The organism is Pontibacter harenae, assembly GCF_020907245.1.
Classification (GTDB): domain Bacteria; phylum Bacteroidota; class Bacteroidia; order Cytophagales; family Hymenobacteraceae; genus Pontibacter; species Pontibacter harenae.
Genome location: NZ_JAJJWH010000029.1, coordinates 1 through 18,329, shown reverse-complemented (window position 1 = coordinate 18,329; position 18,329 = coordinate 1). Strand labels below are relative to the sequence as shown.

Below are 18,329 nucleotides of genomic sequence, written 5' to 3'. Positions count from 1 at the left end.
CCTATGGAAGACCACATTCGAAAACTAATTAACTGTTATCATTATAGCGATGAAGTCAAAGAGGTAACAGCAGCCTTTCGCTTACTTTTTGGCGGTGAAGATGCCAAGCAAATTATGCAGAAACTTGGCCTTCACAGTGTCACTCCGCACCCAACGAAGACCTAGTTGTTATGCGTAGTTATCATAATCCTATAGCACCTAGTTCCTTGCATTTCTTTTTTTGTTCTATCGTTAGTCCCTTTACTGATGTTAAATTAGCCCCTTCTAAAGAATATGCCTTTTCAATATTTGATTCAGATAAATCAGCGTTTATTAAGATCGCATCTTGTAAATCTGCACCTAATAAATTTGCTTTTTTCAAATTCGAAAAACTCAAGTCAGTAGGAATAGGTTTATCGTTTTGAGTCGCCCCCCAGAACCTAGCATTTTCCATATTAACCTCTGATAAGTCACAATACCTCAAACTTGCACCAGCTAAGTCTGCATCTTTGAGAATCACAGATCTTAAATCTAAGCTATCCAAATTACTAAACAACAAATCAGCGCCAGTAAAATCAACCTCGTTGGAAAAGAAATTATCCATTGCAATAGCCATTTGAGCTTTTCGAAAGTCAGTTGACCATAAACTTGCATTTGAAAAATTGCATCCAGCAATATTTGTAGAGTTAAATTTAACAGAGCCTAATTGTGCTCTTGTAAAATCACAATTAAAAAAAGAAGCGTTTTTGACTATAGCTTCATTGAAATTTGCTCCACTAAAAGATGAATTGCTAAAGTGGCTATTAGAAAGATCTGAATTTAAGAATAGTGTTTCATCAAAATTAGAATTTTCAACCTGAACTCCTCGAAGATTTAAACTTGTTAGATTTAACGGAAATTTCTCACCTTTTCCAAAGTAGAATTGCCGCCTCGCTAATACGTTCATAACTGCCCCTTTCATAACGTCAGGTATTGTGTCAAAAGATTTTATTACATTATGATTGATTTTTAAATATTGAGTAAACACTTCAATACTAGTATGGTAATACTGTTCTGGCAATTCATTTGCTATATCCTCTAACATATAAATTGCTCCCAGTTTTCGCAAGTTGTTTAAAGTATCTGTTCTTGATAATTCAATTGTACACTCATAGAATTTATTATCTAGTCTCCCTTTTTGATCTTGTCCAATTTTTTCAATAGTAGTATAAGCCCCAAAGAGTAAAATTACACCACCAATGATTTGTGCAATTGTTTGACGAATTTTGTTCTCTAGGTCATGTAGACTAACTGCTTTTTGTAGATCATCTATTGCAAACTGTCTCTCTATCCTTTTAGAAATGAACTTTGGGATGAATATCAATATTAGAATTGTAAGGATGGCAGCTATAATTGTCAAAACTAAATTCATCGTCTGTTAGTCCTTTTTTATTACGCATAACGTTTAGTACAAGCTATTAACGAGGGGTAGCAGATTTCAAAACCTGTGCCTTGTTGTACACTGTTGTTCTTTCACTTAAAAGTGCTATCAAATCCGTTAAATGGGTATAAACTACAATCGGTACAACGACAGCTGGAAGGAGAATAAACGGGAAATAATTTATGGCTCTATTTGGTTGCTCAAATCCAAACTGTTGAAAGGGTAATTCAGATGACAGTATACCATTGAATAGAATGAAAAGAACTAAGCATAAGGCCAAAGCATTCCAAGCAATCAGCATAGTGTTGCTTACTTTTTTAGCAACAATCAATATTCCGACAATTGGTGCTGTTAACCCTGCTGCTATATCAAAATTTCTTCCTTCGAAAGTCATCAGTTCTGGTATCATTCCATACATGAAGAGGTAAAATAGAACAATTTCTACTGGTACTCTTACAGTATGAAGGAGGGTGCTTAATACTAGATTTCTATTTTTTAACAGCTTATTACGATACTTAGGCAAAAGCCCAACCACAATCATTATGGTGGCTGGTAATAATACCAAAATAAACCTTGGAGGAAGCGTGTCAGTGATTTGGTAAAACCCTGTAATGGCTAAAATAGATTGCAAGACGCCCCAAAGAATGAGTCCAGCAAGCAGTTTTTTTCTTTTACCATTTGCATAATAGAAAATTACAACTGTTGCTACCAATGTTAGCAGAAACAACACATTTACCCAGTGAGGCAATTGTTCTATCATTTTGTTGTTTTTAATAGTGTACAACGTGTTGGGCTTTGCTGTGGCGCAGCTACAGTAAAGGTGTGATTGTGCTAAGTAATTATTATGCTCTTCTCATTATTCTACCATAGAGTGAGACTGCTACTTATATAGGGCTTTGTTGTCAAACTATTGTTTTAACTATACTTAGAATTTCGTTCAAGACCTTTAATATCTTTTTAACCCATTCTGGAAGTGAAAATAAGTCTTCAATACTGTCTTTCACAGTCTTTCCGTTTTCAATTCCATCTTTTGCACTGTATTTATTCTCTCCTTTACATTTCAAATTGTAATATTCTATTTCCATTTTCAGTAAGACGATAGCTTTTTGCTCTTTCTCTGACAAATCATCGATTGAATCTATAATTGAATCGATGACTGAACTTTTAATACCAGGTGCTGTATTTATATGAGCAAAACAATCAAGAACCAGGTCTTCAAGCTTCTGTCTGGCTTCATTATGCTTCTCGCTTTCAACTTTTATATTTATGAATCCTTGAAGGTTTCTAAAGAACAATTTCAATGAATCCCTCAGTTGTTGCTTTTCTAATTCATTCATGTCTCTTTGATTTTTACATGTTAAGGTCTATTGCGAATGGAGGTAAAGAAGAACGTAAAATATATTACCTGCTTGCAGTTTTCCACTGGGCTTGCCAAGACAAGTCCTTATTCGCACTAGAGAGTATGCTATTTTGCTAATATGAGAAGCTGAGTTAATCGCGTACCCCTTGGTTGTCTCGAAAATGCTAGCTTACCTACTTAGGGGAGAACTGAATTTCCTATCATTAAATCTAGCCTGCTGATTTACAGAAACAAGCTTCTGTTGATATAGTCTCTTCTGCTTGCCATGTCACTCCTGGAGGGCCTCATCTTAACCTGGGGCGCAACCGGTGAAGGTCCAATGGGTACTTTATCGGTTCGCTCTCCCCCTGATGGCACAGCCCCAGCCCTTGTTCCAGCTTCCCCTCCATCCACCAGCATGTTATCACTAGGTATGGCGGCGTCTCCATATATCAGGAAAGGGTCCGACTTCAGTATCCTGGCAACAGTGGAATTGAAGCATTGCTCGTCATTATCAAAGTCCCCGTGGCGGCGTGCCCCGCAGGCATAGGGAATCGGGTTGTTATTGGGGGAAGTGACTAAGTCTATTCGCCCAGTGCCGATCAACTCCAGCAGGCCCCGGTGCTTCTCGATGTACTTTTGCATCCCCAATATGCCTGTTCCTCTGACAATGGTTTCGAAAGAATGGGAGACTAAGTACAACAGGGACTTGTTGTAGATATGAAAGCAGTTATCGTCCTGTTCGGCCTGCTCCGTCAAAGTGAAGAGGGCGAACTTATCAATCGCCTTGTTTGCCACAGCGGGCAAATAGTACTTATCCAGATCATTCATAGTGCAGGCAGGAGCCCATAGGGTACAGGAGTCTATGCTTTGGCCGTACTGTTCCGTTAACAGCCTGACAACAGGAGCCAAGAAGATACCTCCCGCACTGTGGCCGACTAAATGTATTCCTGTGTTCGGGTTATCCCTAATAAACCGCAAAAGACACTGTATGGTGAACAGCGTCCCTCCGCCTGTATCAGACGCCGCCATAGCGTTCTCTTTCATCTCCTCCCATGCAAGCTTTCCAGGAAACCTAACAAGTGGCTCAAGGGCGTCATCCAACCGGTCCAGCATGAAGTCAAACACTGAACCTACGCGCTCCGCGGGCTTTCTCTGGTTCAGTGCATCCTGCAGCAGGTTTTTAATGGTGGACCACAAATCGGAGTTCCATACGAAAAACAGGGGGTAGATCTCCTTAGCCAATAATGTTTGCCTGTAATCCGCTAAACGCTGTAGCACGCTTGCCTCGTCAACTAAACCGCCGTGGGCATACAGCATGATCCTCTTCCTCTTCCAGCCTTTTGTTATGGCGGGAATATACTCTGTAAAGATCCGCTCTATGTCCCTGGAATAGTTGCCGTAGGTGCCGGTGGTTTTCAGCTTCCCGTCATTCCCCAGGCTTACCACATGCGGTCTCAGGTCTTTGAAGGACATGCCGTCCCGAGCGGAAGCAGCAACAGAGTAGGACTTGGCGATACTGTTTGAACTTCTGAAGGTGATTGGCGCCCCTAGCCTGGCCACCCACACATCTGTGCCGTTGGCTAGCCAGTCATCGTAGGTGATCAGAGCGAAGCCGTCCTTGCCCCAGGTCGGCCCCCACGAGTTCTGTATCCAAAACCCTGTTTCGTCGAAAGCCACGATCGCAAAGGCATGGCCACCCCTTATCTCTTGGCCCATGTACGGGATCTCCCCCTCTGGGGTGATACTGAACCAGCCGTCATGTACCCGAGCCGTCGCATAGAGGATTCCCACTTCAGCCAAGGCCGTGTGCATGTCAACTATGTCTTTGTGGTTTACCCTGTAATAAGCACCTAGGGGAAAGCCAGCGGCGTTTTCCGCCCTTTCCGCAGTAAGGTCCTTGTCGGGTACGTGCTGGTCATAGGCCCATTTAGAGGCTAGGCACACGCCGTGCTTGTGCCAGCCTTTCATGGCGCCCCTCGCGCTTGACCCGATATAGTCTTCCCCCTCCCACTCGTCATACTTCTTCGCCATTTCGTAGAGCATGCGGGCGCTTATCTCGTCGGTGAAACTATGCGTCTTCCTGGTCCTTAACAGAAAGTGTATAACAGTGGCAAGGCCAAAGCCTGTGCAGGCCCCCTCACTTCCCTGGTCTAGGATCGGGATCCCAACGGACTGGTACTCCTTTATATCCTTTCTCATAGGGACTTCAAACAAAGTGGCCAAGTAGATTTTGTCCCTGAAATCCACTGTGTCGGGCCTGGCGTTAAGCACATAGCCACGGTACGGCTCCATTTTGTGTTTTTGGATAACTTCTGACATATGTTTAAGCCTCTAAGACATGTGGGGAAAACGGTTTTGGGGATCAGAATTTCATTAACAGAGCTTTACCAACCATTACTAAGTATATTTTTATAAAAGTTATAATTTATATTTTTAAAATGCAAGACAAATTTATACTTAAATGTATTACAATAAAGAGAGTAAAAGCATACCAGCAATCTAAGTTCAACCTGATTAGGCTTGCAACGTCCAACCAATTTAGGCGTATTCTTGAGGTTCGCTGCGTTTTAAAATGACCATGAACTGTTGCCTACTGCACACGCAGAGTTTATTTTCGTACACCAAACACAAAAGTCATGTGCGGACGCTACTCCATCATCAGCAAGAACAGGGAACCCAAGGGCTCGGTCAGAGCCGTCAGGCTACTGCAGCAGGCCGAGGCGGAGAATCGCTTCAATGCGGCCTCCTCACAGTTGCTGCCCGTTATCACCAGCGATGCGCCAGACGAGCTGCAGTTTCTCTCCTGGGGCCTGCTGCCGCACTGGGCCAAGGACAAAGGTTACAAACACAAAACTATCAACGCGCGCGCCGAGATGCTGACCGAGAAGCCCATGTTCCGTGAGCTTGTCAACCGCAGGCGCTGCCTGGTGCCCGCCGACGGCTTCTACGAGTGGCGCACGACGGCCGCGGGCAAGGTCCCGTACCGCTTCCTCCTGAAGGACGAAGCCCTCTTCTGCTTTGCGGGGCTGTGGGACGAGTGGGCGGACAAAGAGACGGGGGAGGAGCTCAGTTACGAGTTTTTACAACTTCCAAATGGCCGAACTTTAAGTAAGCCTACACCACCTTTTTGTTTTGGAGTAGAAACTGTCTAGTCCCAACATAGGTTGACAGCAGTGGTCCCATAAAACGGCCGTTTTACAAGTACACAAACCAGAGAGGGGCTTGGGACAGCCATGATCATATGGGCAACATCGAGCAACGGACAGTGTTGCTTGATGTTGCCTTTGCCAGAGAACTGGCGTTGCTCTGGCTCTGTAGCAAACCATTTCAAACCAAAACCAAACATCTTCAAACCTAGAGCAACCAGTTTGAGCAACCTTTTCCAAACCAGTTGCAACCGAAACCAAACTAAGACCAACCGCTTTTTGGCGTATCGTTATACCCCGATTTAATGAGATTATAAAACGGAAGTCTTACTAGTGGCTCATAAGCGAAATTATATTAAGTAGGGGCTGTAAATGAGTTTTATTATATTTAGAGAAGGGGAAGATAGCCAGACATTGTAGGCAAATAAATACCTCCTAAGAACATCTAGTTACGGCGTCCTCGGCGGCGAACGCCAGCCGCTCCAGTGGGGAGCATACGAGTATCACCTTGAGATGTAGATGGTAACTCTGCAAGTTTTCTTTGCTCTTGGAAATACTTAAGTAGTGTAACCACTGGAGAAATCACCCCAGCAGTCTTGATTACTGTGTCTAAGCTTACCAACTGTACCTGTTCAAGGGACATACCTCCAAAGCTCCAAAGTATCCAGAGTAACGTAAACAGAGAGGGTACAAGAACTGCGGAGAATAGAAGAAGTGTAAAAATCATAACCTTCAATACTTTAGTATCTGGAGCATCAGCTTTCCAACTAGATATTGTTAAACAGATAGTTGCACCTAGAAAGACCAGAATCAGGTTAAATATCACTTGGTATTTTGCTTCCAGTGCTAAGTCGCCTGATCCGTGGAAGTAATTAAAAAATGCTGCAGGAAGCAAAATTACAAGGAAGCCAAGATAGATTCCCAACCTAAGCTGGAATCTCCTATGTCCCTTGAGGACCAAAAGGGCCGCACTACATCCACTAGCAAGAAGAAGAGCCCCAAGCACCACCAAGTAATAAGACTTCACTTCGTCTGGGACTCTGGCTGGCATTGGACCAGTGCCAGCGTCTTTATTGGCATCAGGTCCTACGGCAAGATCTATCAAACCAAAGCGCCATGCCAATTCCTCACTTAATATACCTCCATATACCATCCAAACAAAGCAAGCTATGATAGAAACGATACCGATGAGAGTTGCAAGGGCTTTACGCTGAATTGGCTTCATATATTGCTTCTAAAACTGTGCATTTATAACTTCGATAAGGGACAGGCATCATAAATTTGGCTGTGATCCTCTAGCACTAAAGAACTAAATTTTGATAGCTGTCTAGTCCTGATATAGGTTAACAGCAACTGTCTTAAAAAAAGGCAACTTTATGAAAATCAGAATTAGCCAGGGCAGAACAACAGATATATAAGCTAATTATTAGTTATAAATTGGATTAATTTTCGGTTGCTGTTACCTTAGAAGGACGGTTTTATGAGACAAATAGTAAGTACTTCAGGTAATCCTTTACAATTACTATCTCAACGTCTTGGCTAATGTACGCCATTAGGTGTACCTATCACCGAAGGCTATTTTCTTCTGATTTATATCAATTACCATTCTTCCTTATATAAAGTGCATACAAACAGGTCAAGTATAAGCGTAATGCGAACTCAACTTTAGCAGTTCAGTCCTATACATATGTTGTGGGCAGTTTTATCACAAACTTGGTGCAAATGCTAAAAACACCTGTTTCCTAGTTGCGTTATACCTAAATTTTACAAAGTTTCTTTCATTTTAAAAATATTAGATTCTTCTTTGTTAAGAATTTATGATATAATTATAATTATTTTATTTTTTAAATGTAATACCTACTATTAGGTATTTATATCTGAAGTTGCTCACAATTACTTGCTAAACGAAGGCATACGCTTATCTTCCCTATGTCTAGTCCTGCTATAGGTTGACTGCAACTGTCTCACAATACAGCCGTTTTACCGCTACAGATTCCGGTGATCTTCTGCTGAACGCATAACCAAAGGGCTAGACCCAGTAGAATGGCTGTAGCAACAGCCTGTTGCTACCTTATTGCCTTTGTTTGGAAACTGACGTTGCTCTGCGCCTGCATAGGCCCTGTAGCAAACAAAACCAAACCATTTCAAACCGAAATCAAACACTTTCAAACCTCTGGTACCCAAAGAGCAGACGTTCTTCAAACCAAAGCGAAACTGCCTCCACCGTAACCTCTCCTAAAAAGTGTTGACTGGCTATTATTTTTAATCCTATACCAGGTTGACAGGTATTCCTTAATACAGACAGCGCTTCTAGGATTATGCCTCCATAACCAATACACTACATTATTGATACACAGGCAAAAATTTAGGTATGTTGTTTGGAATTTTTAGCAAAAACATCTAAAAAAAAAGTAAAATAAAATTAATAATGTTAAAATTATACTATTTTTATTTATAAAAATTGATAGTCATGGCAGATGAAATTAAGACAGACCCACAGGTTCCAGGAGCAAATGGGGAGGCTGGCACTGATGGTGCCGCACTTGGCAATATATTAGGCTTTAATGGTGTATCATCCAAGGGAAGTGAGGATATAAATCCTGAACATAAGAATGCTTTATTATATGAAGTGACAAATGCTCTTAACGTTTGGCATAAATCGGCTGTTAAGCTTCATGGTCTTACAATTGTTTTCGGCACATTGGCAACTGTGAGTTCCCTTGCATTGACAGCCTTTGTTGGTATGCCATGGATGACTGAACTGCCTACACGTCTATTGGCTTTCTCTTCTACTGTTTTCCTAACATTGTTAACTGTTTTCAATGTTGGGTCAAAAGGGAACAATGCAAGAAAAGCATGGCGAAAGCTAAATTATGCTTTAATGCGATACTACACAGGTGCAATAACTCTGGATGAACTTGCTAAAGCTAAGTTTGAAGGAGAAGAAATTATTGGGTCAGTAGAGTTTAATCCAAATTTGGTTCAAAAGCCTTCGCCTAGTAGTCAAAAGAAAAAGCCTTCTACAGAATAGGAGAGAAATATTAGGTCTACGATTGAAACAAGGCTATTTCTGGACCTTTTTATCAACAGAATAGTCATTGCCTCAGCCAAAATGGGGCACTGAAAGTCCATTGTTTGAAACACCGTTACTCCAACTTAATAGTTACCTCTCCTTGGCAACGGTATCAAATGACCGTTTAAACGCTCCAGATTTTATTTCTAGGTGTTGCCTTTGGATATCCTGGGCTAGAGGCAAACCAAATCAACCCAAAAACAAACATCTTCAAATCTAGAGCAACCAGTTTGAGCAACCTTTTCCAAACCAGTTGCAACCGAAACCAAACCAAAACCAACCCGCTTTTTGGCGTATCGTTATACCCCCTAATGCTGGGAAGAATCTGAGCGGTAACGGTCAAAGTAAAAATGTCCCTGATCTGCCGAGCAGCACGATGCAACGATTCCCTAATTCCCGTCCTAAGATTCAAAACAGCTTTGCTACTTTTGAGACGGGTAAAGGAGATTTAATAAAGCGAGATAGCTGAGCTGAATTGCCTTATTCTTTAACCAGTGTAAATCAAAACATCCCCAGCAAAGAATATCTTTACTGGGGATGTTTCTTACAGCTTGATCTATTAGATAACTACAGAGTAATAATGCCCCTATCCTACCCTGTTTAGGCGGCGAAAAGCTCCAGCTGCCCTTCCAGGCAGTAGCGGTTGTTGAACTTTGGTTTCAGGGTTCGGATGTAGTGTTTTTCCAGCTTCAGCACTTCCTGCTTATCCTGGTACTCCTCCAGGTAGATCACAGTAGTATCGGAGCATTTACCCTTGTGTTTAACCATCCGCCAAAAGATGTTGCTCGTCTCCCCTACATAAATACACTCACCACATTCAAAGATAAAGTAAAGGAAGTACGATCTGTTGTTCTTAACATATCTCAAATGCCTAAACTCTTTCAATAAATCCTTTCGGTTATAATTATGAAACACATCTATATTCATTAGAAATACTATTCTTTATTTCATTTCTAACATTGATAAAAATGAAATATTAGTTAGATTATAAATTATTTCTTGCTGGACTTTCTTTTCTTTTGTTTGTTAATTATTGACTCAGGCAAAGCTTTGTTAGATCCTTCAAACTTCACCAAATATTCATTCAATGAATTTATTACTGTATCCATTATAGATTCCCTATCCCAATACTGATGTTGCTTTAATCTTGTTATTAGCGATTCAGGAAGTCGGGTTGCAAAAGGAATTAAATTTTCATCCTCATCCTCTGCCTCATTATTCGACTCTTTGGTATCAGCTTTGTGGTCTAACTTCGGCGTGCTTAACATTTCAGCATCAAAACTGTTAATTGTTTTGTTCAACCCTGAAAATGATTTAGTATTCTTTGCCATTCCTTATATTTTGGTTTTAATCTCCTCAACTAACTTTTGATAATCCTGGGCCCCTGCACTTTCAGGAGCATAGTCAAAGACAGACTTTTTATAGGCCAAAGCTTCTTTTATTGAAACGTTCTTTCTAATACTCGTCTGCAACACTAACTCTCCAAACGCTTCTCTGGCATCATTGACCATGTCATTATCAATCCTTTCTCTATAAGATGGATGATACTTACTAAAGAAAATGCCTGCGACTTTTAAATCTGGATTATATCTCTTCTTTACATTAACCACAGTCTGTAAGATGTTCGCTATTCCTGATATACTATGCTCTTCAGGGGCTGACGGAATCACCACATGTGTAGCAGCTAAGAACGTTGTATAAGCAAGAGTTGATAAAGATGGGGCATTATCAATAACAATATAATCGTACTCTTGTTGAAGCTTTTCAGATTCTATTCTCTCTTTTAGAATAAACTGATAATCTGGCTCGGTTCCAATTAGTTTAGAATAGTTATCTAATGCTCTTGCAGAAGGCATAACATCGAAGGATGTATCATACTGCTTTACAACCTCAGCAAACTTTTTTTCTTCTACCAGCCATTGCCCCACATGATCATTGCTTGTCTCACCTATCGTTGAAATAGTAGCATTCGCTTGCGCATCTAAATCTACCAGTAACACCTTACTATCTCTACTAAGATAAGAGGCAATGTTTATTGATGTAACAGTTTTAGATACACCCCCTTTATTATTTATAACTGTTATTATTACCATATAATCAAGAATGGTTAGTGCTTATAAACTTTAAATCAAATATAGAAAATAAATACAGAATAACATCATTTGATTATATTTCTTATCTATATATGTTATCATTTCTAACATATATAGATAAGAAATATAAAAACCAGATTCTAGAATTGTGATAACAAATGTTTCTGATTAGCAATCAAACTAATGTAGGGAAGAGGCACTAGCCCAGTAAAGGGTACGTGGTCACAGTATGGCAGAGAAGAGATTACAAAGACTATATATTGAGACTTGAAGGATATTTTTTATAAGCTCATATATTACTTTTACCTTTCTTTTTCCTGCTTCTAAAACATCTTTATTGAAGGCAATCAATAAGGATTCATCAGGAGACCAAAGGCCTCCTGATATGTAACATGATAAACTTTACAAGAATAAGCTTTTACTCAAGAAGTCTTATACTATTGAAAAACTTGAGTAAGTAATGCACCTTCAAGCCAGCTGGTTTAGCAATAGAAGTAAACTCAATACACAGTTATATCAGATTGCGTATCTATGTATAATTTATATTCTAACATTTCTAGCACATATAACACATATTTATATGTTACGTGTATTAGGAGTGTTAGAATATAAATATGCATATTATCTAAAATGAAGGTTAATACCGTAAAAGTTATATAGGGGCTAGAGCTATTAAATTCTTATTTTACAGAGGATGTATAGAATAGAGTTGCAAACAAGTTAGTAATTCTTATTTCCTTATTTTCTTCCAATAAGCTTTTTTAACTCCTCATATATATGAGCAGCGGAATTAGAAACTTTATCCTTTTTAAGAATATATTCTTTATGAATCGTTTTTGTAATTTCCTCCCCCTTCAACTTTGATAGAAAATATTCTGCTTGTCTGCTCTCAAGACCATACTTTATCATTTGATTCCATGCATTCAGCTCAATACCTGTGAGCTCAGCAGCAGGCTGGCTAAACAAGTTTGATTGAGAAGGTAATGGTAACGGTTGTTTATCTGAAATTTGCTTACCGTTCTTCTTATTTTCGGAATAGGGGAAGATAAATTGTATAGCTGTAATAGCCTTACCAGTTTTTAATTCTTCAAATTCAAATTTTAACTCAGTACGAGAGAGCTCTTCATAAGCTGGAGTAAGAATGAATTTTTTAAATTCTCCGTACTTCTTATACTTGCTTGTATCATTTAGTAATAACTCTCGAAGCTCGTCGACAGCAATTGGTTTGGTTAATTTTTTATTTAATTCATTCAAGCTTTTCAAGGAATGTAAGAACCAGTACATTTTGTGAGCATGTGCAGACTTCAAAGACAATAGTTCTTCAATTTCACCAAGAGTAAAGTTTCCCTGTAACTCAAGCAAGTAAGGTTTTATTTCAGCATCAAACCATCCATAAACACCTTTACCTTTTACCAATTTCATTCTTCGAAAGACATGAAGATTATCCATCATAACATCAGGGTTTTCTATGTCTTTCAAATTCAGCTTCATGTCGAAAAGCTTTTCACAAGCCTCATTGATCATGCTATAGGCTGCTTTTGAAGGATTATAAGAAATTATATGTGAGACAGGAATGAAGACCTCTCCGAAATCTTTATCATCTTTGTTGATAGAAGAAAGCATCAAAGTGAATAACCGACTTTCAATGATACCCATTTTGAAGGGTGTTCTAATTAAGTAGTTATGCTGTGCTACTTTTTGATTTAACCTTGACTGTCTTACACTTAGCATATGAATTAAATTCGTATAGCTCCATTATATTTTAAGCAAATATATAACAATACTATTAACTATGAATAAAATTCTTAATTTTTAATAGTTGTCGTAAAAGCCACCATCGGAATTAGTAAAACCTACCATCGAAACTCGTAAAAGTCACCACAGTAAATCGTAAAAGCCACCATCGAAACTCGTAAAAGTCACCACAGTAAATCGTAAAACCTACCATCGAAACTCGTAAAAGTCACCATCAAAAACATTATAAAATTCTGATTTTATGAGTGTTACGCCTTCTAAATATAAAATAAAATAATACTATATAATAAAGGTATATTTAATAAGTAATTACCATTAATTATTTATTTTTTTATAAAGAAGAATTACTCGATGATAGAGAGAATGGAATTAAGTTGATCTAGATAAGTAAAAGTCTCATAGTTGAGGCAAGTATTAGACTTTTACGAGCTTTTTGAGCGAAAAAGTAAGGCAAACCAAAATCTTTCTATGAGAGAATTACGAGTAATATCAGTTTTTTTTCGTATCTTATATATAGCAGACGGTCAAATAAGGCTGCAAAGGGAGTTTTTGATGAATATACCATCGGAACTCGTAAAAGTCACCATAGAAAGTCGTAAAACCCACCATCGAAAGGTGTGCTAACAGTCTTAACGCATTCCATAAGATTTACATATTAAGCTTAATTCAAAGTTCAACAACTTATATCAAATTTGATTTTTACAACCTAATTACTTGTTATGATCATGAATTGAGCGAGTAGAAGAGAAGCTGTTTTCTGCTGCAAGAGATGAGAAAGAAAGTCTAGCCATAACTACCCGTCGCGCATGCACTGGTACAGGCCAATAACGTAATCACCTGATATGGATGTGCAAGAGTTCAACTCCTTAGCGCTTGACGAGCGTGTCGCGGCCGTGTGGCGGCAGGGCACCTTTCTAGGCTCCCGCACCAGGGGAGGGTACCGCCTGGCGCTCTACCACCTGGGCGCCTTCTTCTGTGAACTGTGGTACTGCCCGAAGTCCAACGGAATCGTGTTGGCCTCAGGCTTTACCGACACCAGGCTGCTGGAGGCGTACCTGGGAGGCATCGAGCTGCCGAATGTGTAAACATTATATGTCACCGAGCCTCTGCTTTAAGATGTTTCAGACCTTTGTTACATCCCTCTACGAACGTAGAGGGTATGCCGTCAGCATCAACAGCCCAAGATCGGTCCAGTCAAATACCCTTAACCCGCTTATAGCCATGCAATGTCAGGTTGTAAAGTTGCGGCCTTTCCTGCATTTAATCAGAAAGAACGGAAAATTCTCAGTGACTTCTGTGATTTCAAATAGTCCAACCTCGTCAAACTCCGCCTGAATGGAGGTTTTGTCATAAAAAAACATGCTAACACCATCGAATATCTCATAGCGATCCTTACTGATGAAGTTGCCTTTGCCGTAGGTGTGGGCTTCTTTCGAAATGGCCGTAAAGACCATGTACCCATCCTCTGACAGGTGATTATAGCAGTCACGGATGAGTTTCTTTCTCTCGGCGCTATCCAATAGATGAATCAAAGCGTAGCAAAATATACCGTCATACTGGGAGTTGTCAAAGGGCATCTCTGTTACAGAGCCATGGAAGATGGTCATCTCTTCGCCGTAATGCTTCCTTGCCATTTCAATAGCGGTTTTGGATATTTCTATGCCCGTCACCTCTATACCGTTTTCCCTGAAAATCTGTGCATTCCGCCCGTACCCAATGCCAGGTATAAGGATATGCTTAACGGTATTTTCGACAAAGAAGTCTTTCGTTAAGGTGGCGGAATGTGACGGCTCAAAGCCCCACATTTCCTGTTTCTCGATAAAGCTCTTCTCCCAAAACTCGGGTGTTTCGTTTTCACTTGTCGTCATCTCTTTTCAGCTTGCTTTCAATCTAGGTTATTTATGCCGTCGATGTAGCGGTAGCATGTTGCTCTTCCGATGCCCAGGATCTTGGCGATCTCATCCACTGATCTGGTGCCTGCGTCGAAGAGCACCTTGGCCGTTTTTGCCTTCTCCATGGCCGCTGGGGAAAGGCCCTTCGGCCTGCCGCCACGCCGCCCCCTTGACTTTGCCGCGGCGAGCCCCGCGTTGGTGCGCTCGCGGATGATCTCGCGCTCGAACTCAGCCAGGGAGGCGAAGATGTTGAAGGTGAAGCGACCCGTGGCCGTGGCCGTGTTGATACCGTCCTGCAGGCTCACGAAGTCCACCCCCTTATCCTGGAACTCCGAGACCAGGTCGATCAGGTCACGCAGCGAGCGGCCCAGCCTGTCTAGCTTCCACACCACCACCGTGTCGCCCGCGCGGAGCTGGGAGATCATCTTCTCCAGCTCGGGCCTGTCCTTGCTCTTGCCCGACTTCTTTTCTTTGTAGAGCTGGTCGCACCCGTAGTGGGAGAGGGCGTCTGTCTGCAGCTCCAGCTTCTGGTCCTGGGTGGAGACCCTGGCGTATCCTATCTTCATGATTTGTATCATTAACTCGTCTCAAATATAGCAAATCCTTTTTGATTTGTGAGACGGCAATTCGGGAATACATCGATTTCCTAAGCTGCTCTGGGGGGCTGATTTGGGAAGTGGCCCGCAAGCGTCGGTGCAGTCTCGTAAAACGGGGGTTTTATGAGACAGGAAGTTTTAGGGGAGGATCCAGTTATTGTAAGTTTAATATATAGTATATTCGTTAGTCCAGTTACGGTTATCTGTCAAAAACGACAATAAACCGTATGTTTATTCCGTATATCCGCTAGTTAGGAGCAAACAATAAAAAAATGAAACAGATTTATCGTACTCCATTACTGTTTAATCTTCTGCTCCTAAGCTGTACTTCTCATACAAGCCCGAAAACAGTTTCAGCAACTCAAAACAATATGGAATGGGAAGTTTATGAAAACAGGTTAACAACAAATAATGACACGATAAATTTCGAGCAACTACAGGGACTCTGGTCTGCTTACAAAATTTTAAATAAGGAAGGAGAAAGAGTAAGCATCGTAGATGTAAAGAATTTTACTCTTGAAATTAGAGATAGTACTTACAGAAGTAATGAAGAGCTAAGATTTAAGCCTTTCCTGTTAAAGCAAAATAAAATTTATATTCCAATTACTGGCGACTTAACTATAATTGAAGTGCTGACAAATCAAGAGTTTATCATGACCTATTATGAAAATGATAGTATCTCAACAAGATATTATTTTCAGAAAGTAGTCACTAAATAAAATGTCTGCTCCTAACAAAGCACATGAGTTAAACTGCGGATAGAACCTTGTTCACCTCATGTACGAGCCGTTAGGCCCAATATGATGAAACATAAAAAGAGCATTTGTATAATTGCATTGTTTCTGTCTTCCTGTGGTGGCGGCGAATGGGATACGTATTTACATGTTCAACGAATTCCGAATAGTAACAAAGTTATCTATGAATATGATGCGTGGGGTGGTCGAGACTCACATCAGTTTGGAATTGTGATAATGGACTCGACAGAAGATTTTGAAGTAAACAAGGTGCGGAATCTACCGATTTCATATTTCACGGAAGTTCCTAACAGTAGCCAAATCCATGCAATAAGCCTACAAAAAGCTGGTGATGACAGTATTTCTTTGAATCCTGTAGCGAATCAAGAAGTACGTATTTCTGATATTCATTTAGAGATTGATAACTACAAAGAGTATAGCGGGTACTCTGATGCAGGATGTATCCTGAATGAATATCGATTTCAGACATTTAAAGAGACAGAAGATAGCCTGTACCTTTTTGGCCTTCAAAAAATCTTTGGGGTAAATCTGGAAGGAAAAGAGAATGTTGGTTTTCAAAAAGGCAACATAAAGCTCATTACTGACTCAAATGGAAAACTTATGCGCTTGGAAATAAAAGAGCTATTTAAGGGAAAAGCCAACAAGCACAAGTATAAAAAAAGCACGGCAGAAGTCATTGAGAGAAAAGAGAACAGTCCAGTAGTTTGCTTAAGAACCTATTATTTCAAGCCACTAAAAACCTTTTACTCGGATGATTTTACAGACTACGGAATCTTTAAGCCAATAATAAATAACACTGTGCCTAACCAAGCACATGAGCAAAGCTTCGGCTACGCCTTACTCACCTCATGTACGAGCCGTTGAGCTAAATAAAAATCATGAATAAAGAAATCTGGAGTAACTGGAAAAGCAACTGGGAATGGATTCTCAGCATAGCAAAACAGAGACAGTGGGAAATTATAGATGACTTAACCATCAAGCCACCTGTCTCCCTTCAAGAAGTTCGTGAAACAGAAAAGCAGCTCGACCTAACCTTGCCTGAAGAGTTTGTTGATGTTTTTACTAACTATTCTTCTGGCATAAACTTCTTCTTTCAAATTGAAGGGGAAGAAACAGAAGGTGATTACCGCCAAATATTTTCAGCTGGTTACGAGCAGATTTGGGATTTTGAGTCACTCCCTGATTTAAAGGAAAGTTATGATGGTTGGATATACGAGTGTTTCAACAACCCAGACGATGAGTATGACAAGGTATGGCAGCACAAGGTGCCTTTCATTCGAGTAGCTACTGGAGACCTAATTGCCTTTGATATGTCTAATGGAACATCAGATTGTCCAGTAGTATTTCTTAGCCATGATGGGAGTGATATGCATGGGAAAAGGCTTGGCTATAACTTCGTCGACTTTATAACCAGATGGTCTAATGTTGGCTGTTTCGGTCCTGAAGATTGGCAGTTCGAGCCGTTCTACGATGAAGAGCAGGACATACTTCTACTTGATGGACCAGCAGTACAGAACTGGAAAGGCTTCTTAGGTAAAGGCACCTTAAAAATTTCTTAGCTCAACACAGCACAGGCTTCATGCTTGGCTTGCGCCTCGCCCGTTGCCTGTACGAGACCGTTGAGCAGCATTTATAATTATAGAAATTGAAAAGAACAGCACTATCACTTAGCCTACTATTTCTTCTGAGCTCATGCGATTGTATGCAGGATGTATACGGAACTGTGCTTGACGCAGAGACACTTGAGCCGATTGATAGTGTATATGTGTACAAACAAAATGACGAGAATGACTTCGGCTATACTGACCTGCAGGGTCATTTTGAAGTTGAAAGTATAAGTGGTGGATTTTTCGGCTGTCCTCCGATGACTGTAGAATTGAAGAAACAAGGCTATGAAGTAGAATCGGCTGAAATTGAAGTCGGCTCGCACGCTAAAGTCTTCATGCGAAAGGTAAATAATTAGAAAAACGATTGCTCAACACAATGCTTAAGTTACCTCGCTGACGCTTCGGCATCTTAAGAACGCGGCCGTTAAATCCTCACCTAATTCGTCTCATTTAACCCTCTAATTTCGGGAAAAGCGCAAGAGACGACATCCCATAGCAACAGTAAACTAGCTGCCAAGAGTGGCATGCCTCTGCACAGCCTACCCGTGTTCCAGTTCCAAAGGCACGGGCGGTGGGAGCAATACTTTTCAGAACGGGTCATGGCTCCTTCAGGAAAATTGGGTTGATCTCTTCTATGCCAGTGGATCGTGAAAGAGGTTGTAGTTGAGCTG

The 18,329-nt window shown here is 40.5% G+C and carries 20 protein-coding genes; 8 read left to right on the top strand and 12 right to left on the bottom strand.

From position 1 onward, the window contains the following. The first annotated feature begins 3 nt into the window (after positions 1 to 3). Positions 4 to 165, top strand: coding sequence for a hypothetical protein (locus LN893_RS14100; protein WP_229971126.1), 162 nt, complete (start codon positions 4 to 6; stop codon positions 163 to 165). A gap of 16 nt (positions 166 to 181) precedes the next feature. On the opposite strand, the gene LN893_RS14095 is transcribed toward LN893_RS14100, so the two are convergent. The 4 genes from LN893_RS14095 to LN893_RS14080 form a co-directional block, all read right to left on the bottom strand. Further along, complete coding sequence (locus LN893_RS14095) at positions 182 to 1,390, bottom strand: pentapeptide repeat-containing protein (RefSeq protein WP_229971124.1); 1,209 nt, start codon at positions 1,388 to 1,390, stop codon at positions 182 to 184. 46 nt (positions 1,391 to 1,436) lie between these two features. Beyond that, the gene (locus LN893_RS14090) at positions 1,437 to 2,159 is read right to left on the bottom strand and encodes a DUF8737 domain-containing protein (RefSeq protein ID WP_229971121.1); all 723 of its coding nucleotides are present in this window, start codon (positions 2,157 to 2,159) and stop codon (positions 1,437 to 1,439) included. A gap of 142 nt (positions 2,160 to 2,301) precedes the next feature. After that, positions 2,302 to 2,736, bottom strand: a complete 435-nt coding sequence (locus LN893_RS14085) for a hypothetical protein (RefSeq protein ID WP_229971119.1) — start codon at positions 2,734 to 2,736, stop codon at positions 2,302 to 2,304. Between the two features lie 245 nt (positions 2,737 to 2,981). After that, a complete protein-coding gene (locus LN893_RS14080) occupies positions 2,982 to 5,060 on the bottom strand; it encodes a C1 family peptidase (protein ID WP_229971117.1) in 2,079 nt (692 codons plus the stop codon). A 317-nt stretch (positions 5,061 to 5,377) separates the two neighbouring features. Here LN893_RS14080 and LN893_RS14075 point away from each other — a divergent pair, with 317 nt between their 5' ends. Further along, positions 5,378 to 5,893 carry an SOS response-associated peptidase gene (locus LN893_RS14075; RefSeq protein ID WP_229971114.1) on the top strand — a complete coding sequence of 172 codons (516 nt, stop codon included), beginning with the start codon at positions 5,378 to 5,380 and terminating at the stop codon, positions 5,891 to 5,893. A gap of 439 nt (positions 5,894 to 6,332) precedes the next feature. Here LN893_RS14075 and LN893_RS14070 read toward each other — a convergent pair whose 3' ends face one another. Beyond that, entirely contained in the window at positions 6,333 to 7,112 is a 780-nt protein-coding gene (locus LN893_RS14070) for a hypothetical protein (RefSeq protein ID WP_229971113.1), read from the bottom strand. Positions 7,113 to 8,357: 1,245 nt separating this feature from the next. Between LN893_RS14070 and LN893_RS14065 the strand changes: the two genes are divergently transcribed. Next, entirely contained in the window at positions 8,358 to 8,918 is a 561-nt protein-coding gene (locus LN893_RS14065) for a hypothetical protein (protein ID WP_229971111.1), read from the top strand. Between the two features lie 642 nt (positions 8,919 to 9,560). On the opposite strand, the gene LN893_RS14060 is transcribed toward LN893_RS14065, so the two are convergent. The 4 genes from LN893_RS14060 to LN893_RS14045 form a co-directional block, all read right to left on the bottom strand. Continuing rightward, positions 9,561 to 9,887 carry a GIY-YIG nuclease family protein gene (locus tag LN893_RS14060; protein ID WP_229971109.1) on the bottom strand — a complete coding sequence of 109 codons (327 nt, stop codon included), beginning with the start codon at positions 9,885 to 9,887 and terminating at the stop codon, positions 9,561 to 9,563. A gap of 65 nt (positions 9,888 to 9,952) precedes the next feature. Continuing rightward, positions 9,953 to 10,291 (bottom strand): hypothetical protein, encoded by a 339-nt coding sequence (locus LN893_RS14055; protein WP_229971107.1) that lies wholly within the window; start codon positions 10,289 to 10,291, stop codon positions 9,953 to 9,955. 3 nt (positions 10,292 to 10,294) lie between these two features. After that, positions 10,295 to 11,053 carry a ParA family protein gene (locus LN893_RS14050; RefSeq protein ID WP_229971105.1) on the bottom strand — a complete coding sequence of 253 codons (759 nt, stop codon included), beginning with the start codon at positions 11,051 to 11,053 and terminating at the stop codon, positions 10,295 to 10,297. A gap of 738 nt (positions 11,054 to 11,791) precedes the next feature. Next, positions 11,792 to 12,784, bottom strand: a complete 993-nt coding sequence (locus LN893_RS14045) for a replication initiation protein (RefSeq protein WP_255710069.1) — start codon at positions 12,782 to 12,784, stop codon at positions 11,792 to 11,794. 866 nt (positions 12,785 to 13,650) lie between these two features. Between LN893_RS14045 and LN893_RS14040 the strand changes: the two genes are divergently transcribed. Then, positions 13,651 to 13,893 (top strand): hypothetical protein, encoded by a 243-nt coding sequence (locus LN893_RS14040; protein WP_229971100.1) that lies wholly within the window; start codon positions 13,651 to 13,653, stop codon positions 13,891 to 13,893. A 144-nt stretch (positions 13,894 to 14,037) separates the two neighbouring features. On the opposite strand, the gene LN893_RS14035 is transcribed toward LN893_RS14040, so the two are convergent. Together LN893_RS14035 and LN893_RS14030 are read right to left on the bottom strand one after the other, a co-directional pair. Then, entirely contained in the window at positions 14,038 to 14,676 is a 639-nt protein-coding gene (locus tag LN893_RS14035; RefSeq protein WP_229971098.1) for a class I SAM-dependent methyltransferase, read from the bottom strand. Positions 14,677 to 14,693: 17 nt separating this feature from the next. Then, positions 14,694 to 15,266 carry a recombinase family protein gene (locus tag LN893_RS14030; RefSeq protein WP_229971096.1) on the bottom strand — a complete coding sequence of 191 codons (573 nt, stop codon included), beginning with the start codon at positions 15,264 to 15,266 and terminating at the stop codon, positions 14,694 to 14,696. 302 nt (positions 15,267 to 15,568) lie between these two features. On the opposite strand from LN893_RS14030, the gene LN893_RS14025 reads away from it, so the two are divergent. From LN893_RS14025 to LN893_RS14010, 4 genes are all read left to right on the top strand, one after another. Further along, positions 15,569 to 16,015, top strand: a complete 447-nt coding sequence (locus tag LN893_RS14025; protein WP_229971094.1) for a hypothetical protein — start codon at positions 15,569 to 15,571, stop codon at positions 16,013 to 16,015. 81 nt (positions 16,016 to 16,096) lie between these two features. Continuing rightward, the gene (locus LN893_RS14020; protein ID WP_229971092.1) at positions 16,097 to 16,915 is read left to right on the top strand and encodes a hypothetical protein; all 819 of its coding nucleotides are present in this window, start codon (positions 16,097 to 16,099) and stop codon (positions 16,913 to 16,915) included. 14 nt (positions 16,916 to 16,929) lie between these two features. Then, a complete protein-coding gene (locus LN893_RS14015; protein ID WP_229971089.1) occupies positions 16,930 to 17,610 on the top strand; it encodes an SMI1/KNR4 family protein in 681 nt (226 codons plus the stop codon). Between the two features lie 143 nt (positions 17,611 to 17,753). Then, a complete protein-coding gene (locus LN893_RS14010; protein WP_229971086.1) occupies positions 17,754 to 18,014 on the top strand; it encodes a hypothetical protein in 261 nt (86 codons plus the stop codon). Positions 18,015 to 18,094: 80 nt separating this feature from the next. On the opposite strand, the gene LN893_RS14005 is transcribed toward LN893_RS14010, so the two are convergent. After that, positions 18,095 to 18,329, bottom strand: a 235-nt coding sequence (locus LN893_RS14005; RefSeq protein WP_229971084.1) for a hypothetical protein, incomplete at its 5' end; no start/stop codon positions are given.

Coding starts and splice junctions, on each gene's coding strand:
- LN893_RS14045 (WP_255710069.1), bottom strand. CDS start 12,784: ATGCTAAGTGTAAGACAGTCAAGGTTAAATCAAAAAGTAGCACAGCAT.
- LN893_RS14050 (WP_229971105.1), bottom strand. CDS start 11,053: ATGGTAATAATAACAGTTATAAATAATAAAGGGGGTGTATCTAAAACT.
- LN893_RS14010 (WP_229971086.1), top strand. CDS start 17,754: ATGCAGGATGTATACGGAACTGTGCTTGACGCAGAGACACTTGAGCCG.
- LN893_RS14040 (WP_229971100.1), top strand. CDS start 13,651: ATGGATGTGCAAGAGTTCAACTCCTTAGCGCTTGACGAGCGTGTCGCG.
- LN893_RS14030 (WP_229971096.1), bottom strand. CDS start 15,266: ATGAAGATAGGATACGCCAGGGTCTCCACCCAGGACCAGAAGCTGGAG.
- LN893_RS14075 (WP_229971114.1), top strand. CDS start 5,378: ATGTGCGGACGCTACTCCATCATCAGCAAGAACAGGGAACCCAAGGGC.
- LN893_RS14100 (WP_229971126.1), top strand. CDS start 4: ATGGAAGACCACATTCGAAAACTAATTAACTGTTATCATTATAGCGAT.
- LN893_RS14025 (WP_229971094.1), top strand. CDS start 15,569: ATGAAACAGATTTATCGTACTCCATTACTGTTTAATCTTCTGCTCCTA.
- LN893_RS14035 (WP_229971098.1), bottom strand. CDS start 14,676: ATGACGACAAGTGAAAACGAAACACCCGAGTTTTGGGAGAAGAGCTTT.
- LN893_RS14085 (WP_229971119.1), bottom strand. CDS start 2,736: ATGAATGAATTAGAAAAGCAACAACTGAGGGATTCATTGAAATTGTTC.
- LN893_RS14090 (WP_229971121.1), bottom strand. CDS start 2,159: ATGATAGAACAATTGCCTCACTGGGTAAATGTGTTGTTTCTGCTAACA.
- LN893_RS14060 (WP_229971109.1), bottom strand. CDS start 9,887: ATGAATATAGATGTGTTTCATAATTATAACCGAAAGGATTTATTGAAA.
- LN893_RS14080 (WP_229971117.1), bottom strand. CDS start 5,060: ATGTCAGAAGTTATCCAAAAACACAAAATGGAGCCGTACCGTGGCTAT.
- LN893_RS14065 (WP_229971111.1), top strand. CDS start 8,358: ATGGCAGATGAAATTAAGACAGACCCACAGGTTCCAGGAGCAAATGGG.
- LN893_RS14020 (WP_229971092.1), top strand. CDS start 16,097: ATGATGAAACATAAAAAGAGCATTTGTATAATTGCATTGTTTCTGTCT.
- LN893_RS14070 (WP_229971113.1), bottom strand. CDS start 7,112: ATGAAGCCAATTCAGCGTAAAGCCCTTGCAACTCTCATCGGTATCGTT.
- LN893_RS14015 (WP_229971089.1), top strand. CDS start 16,930: ATGAATAAAGAAATCTGGAGTAACTGGAAAAGCAACTGGGAATGGATT.
- LN893_RS14055 (WP_229971107.1), bottom strand. CDS start 10,291: ATGGCAAAGAATACTAAATCATTTTCAGGGTTGAACAAAACAATTAAC.
- LN893_RS14095 (WP_229971124.1), bottom strand. CDS start 1,390: ATGAATTTAGTTTTGACAATTATAGCTGCCATCCTTACAATTCTAATA.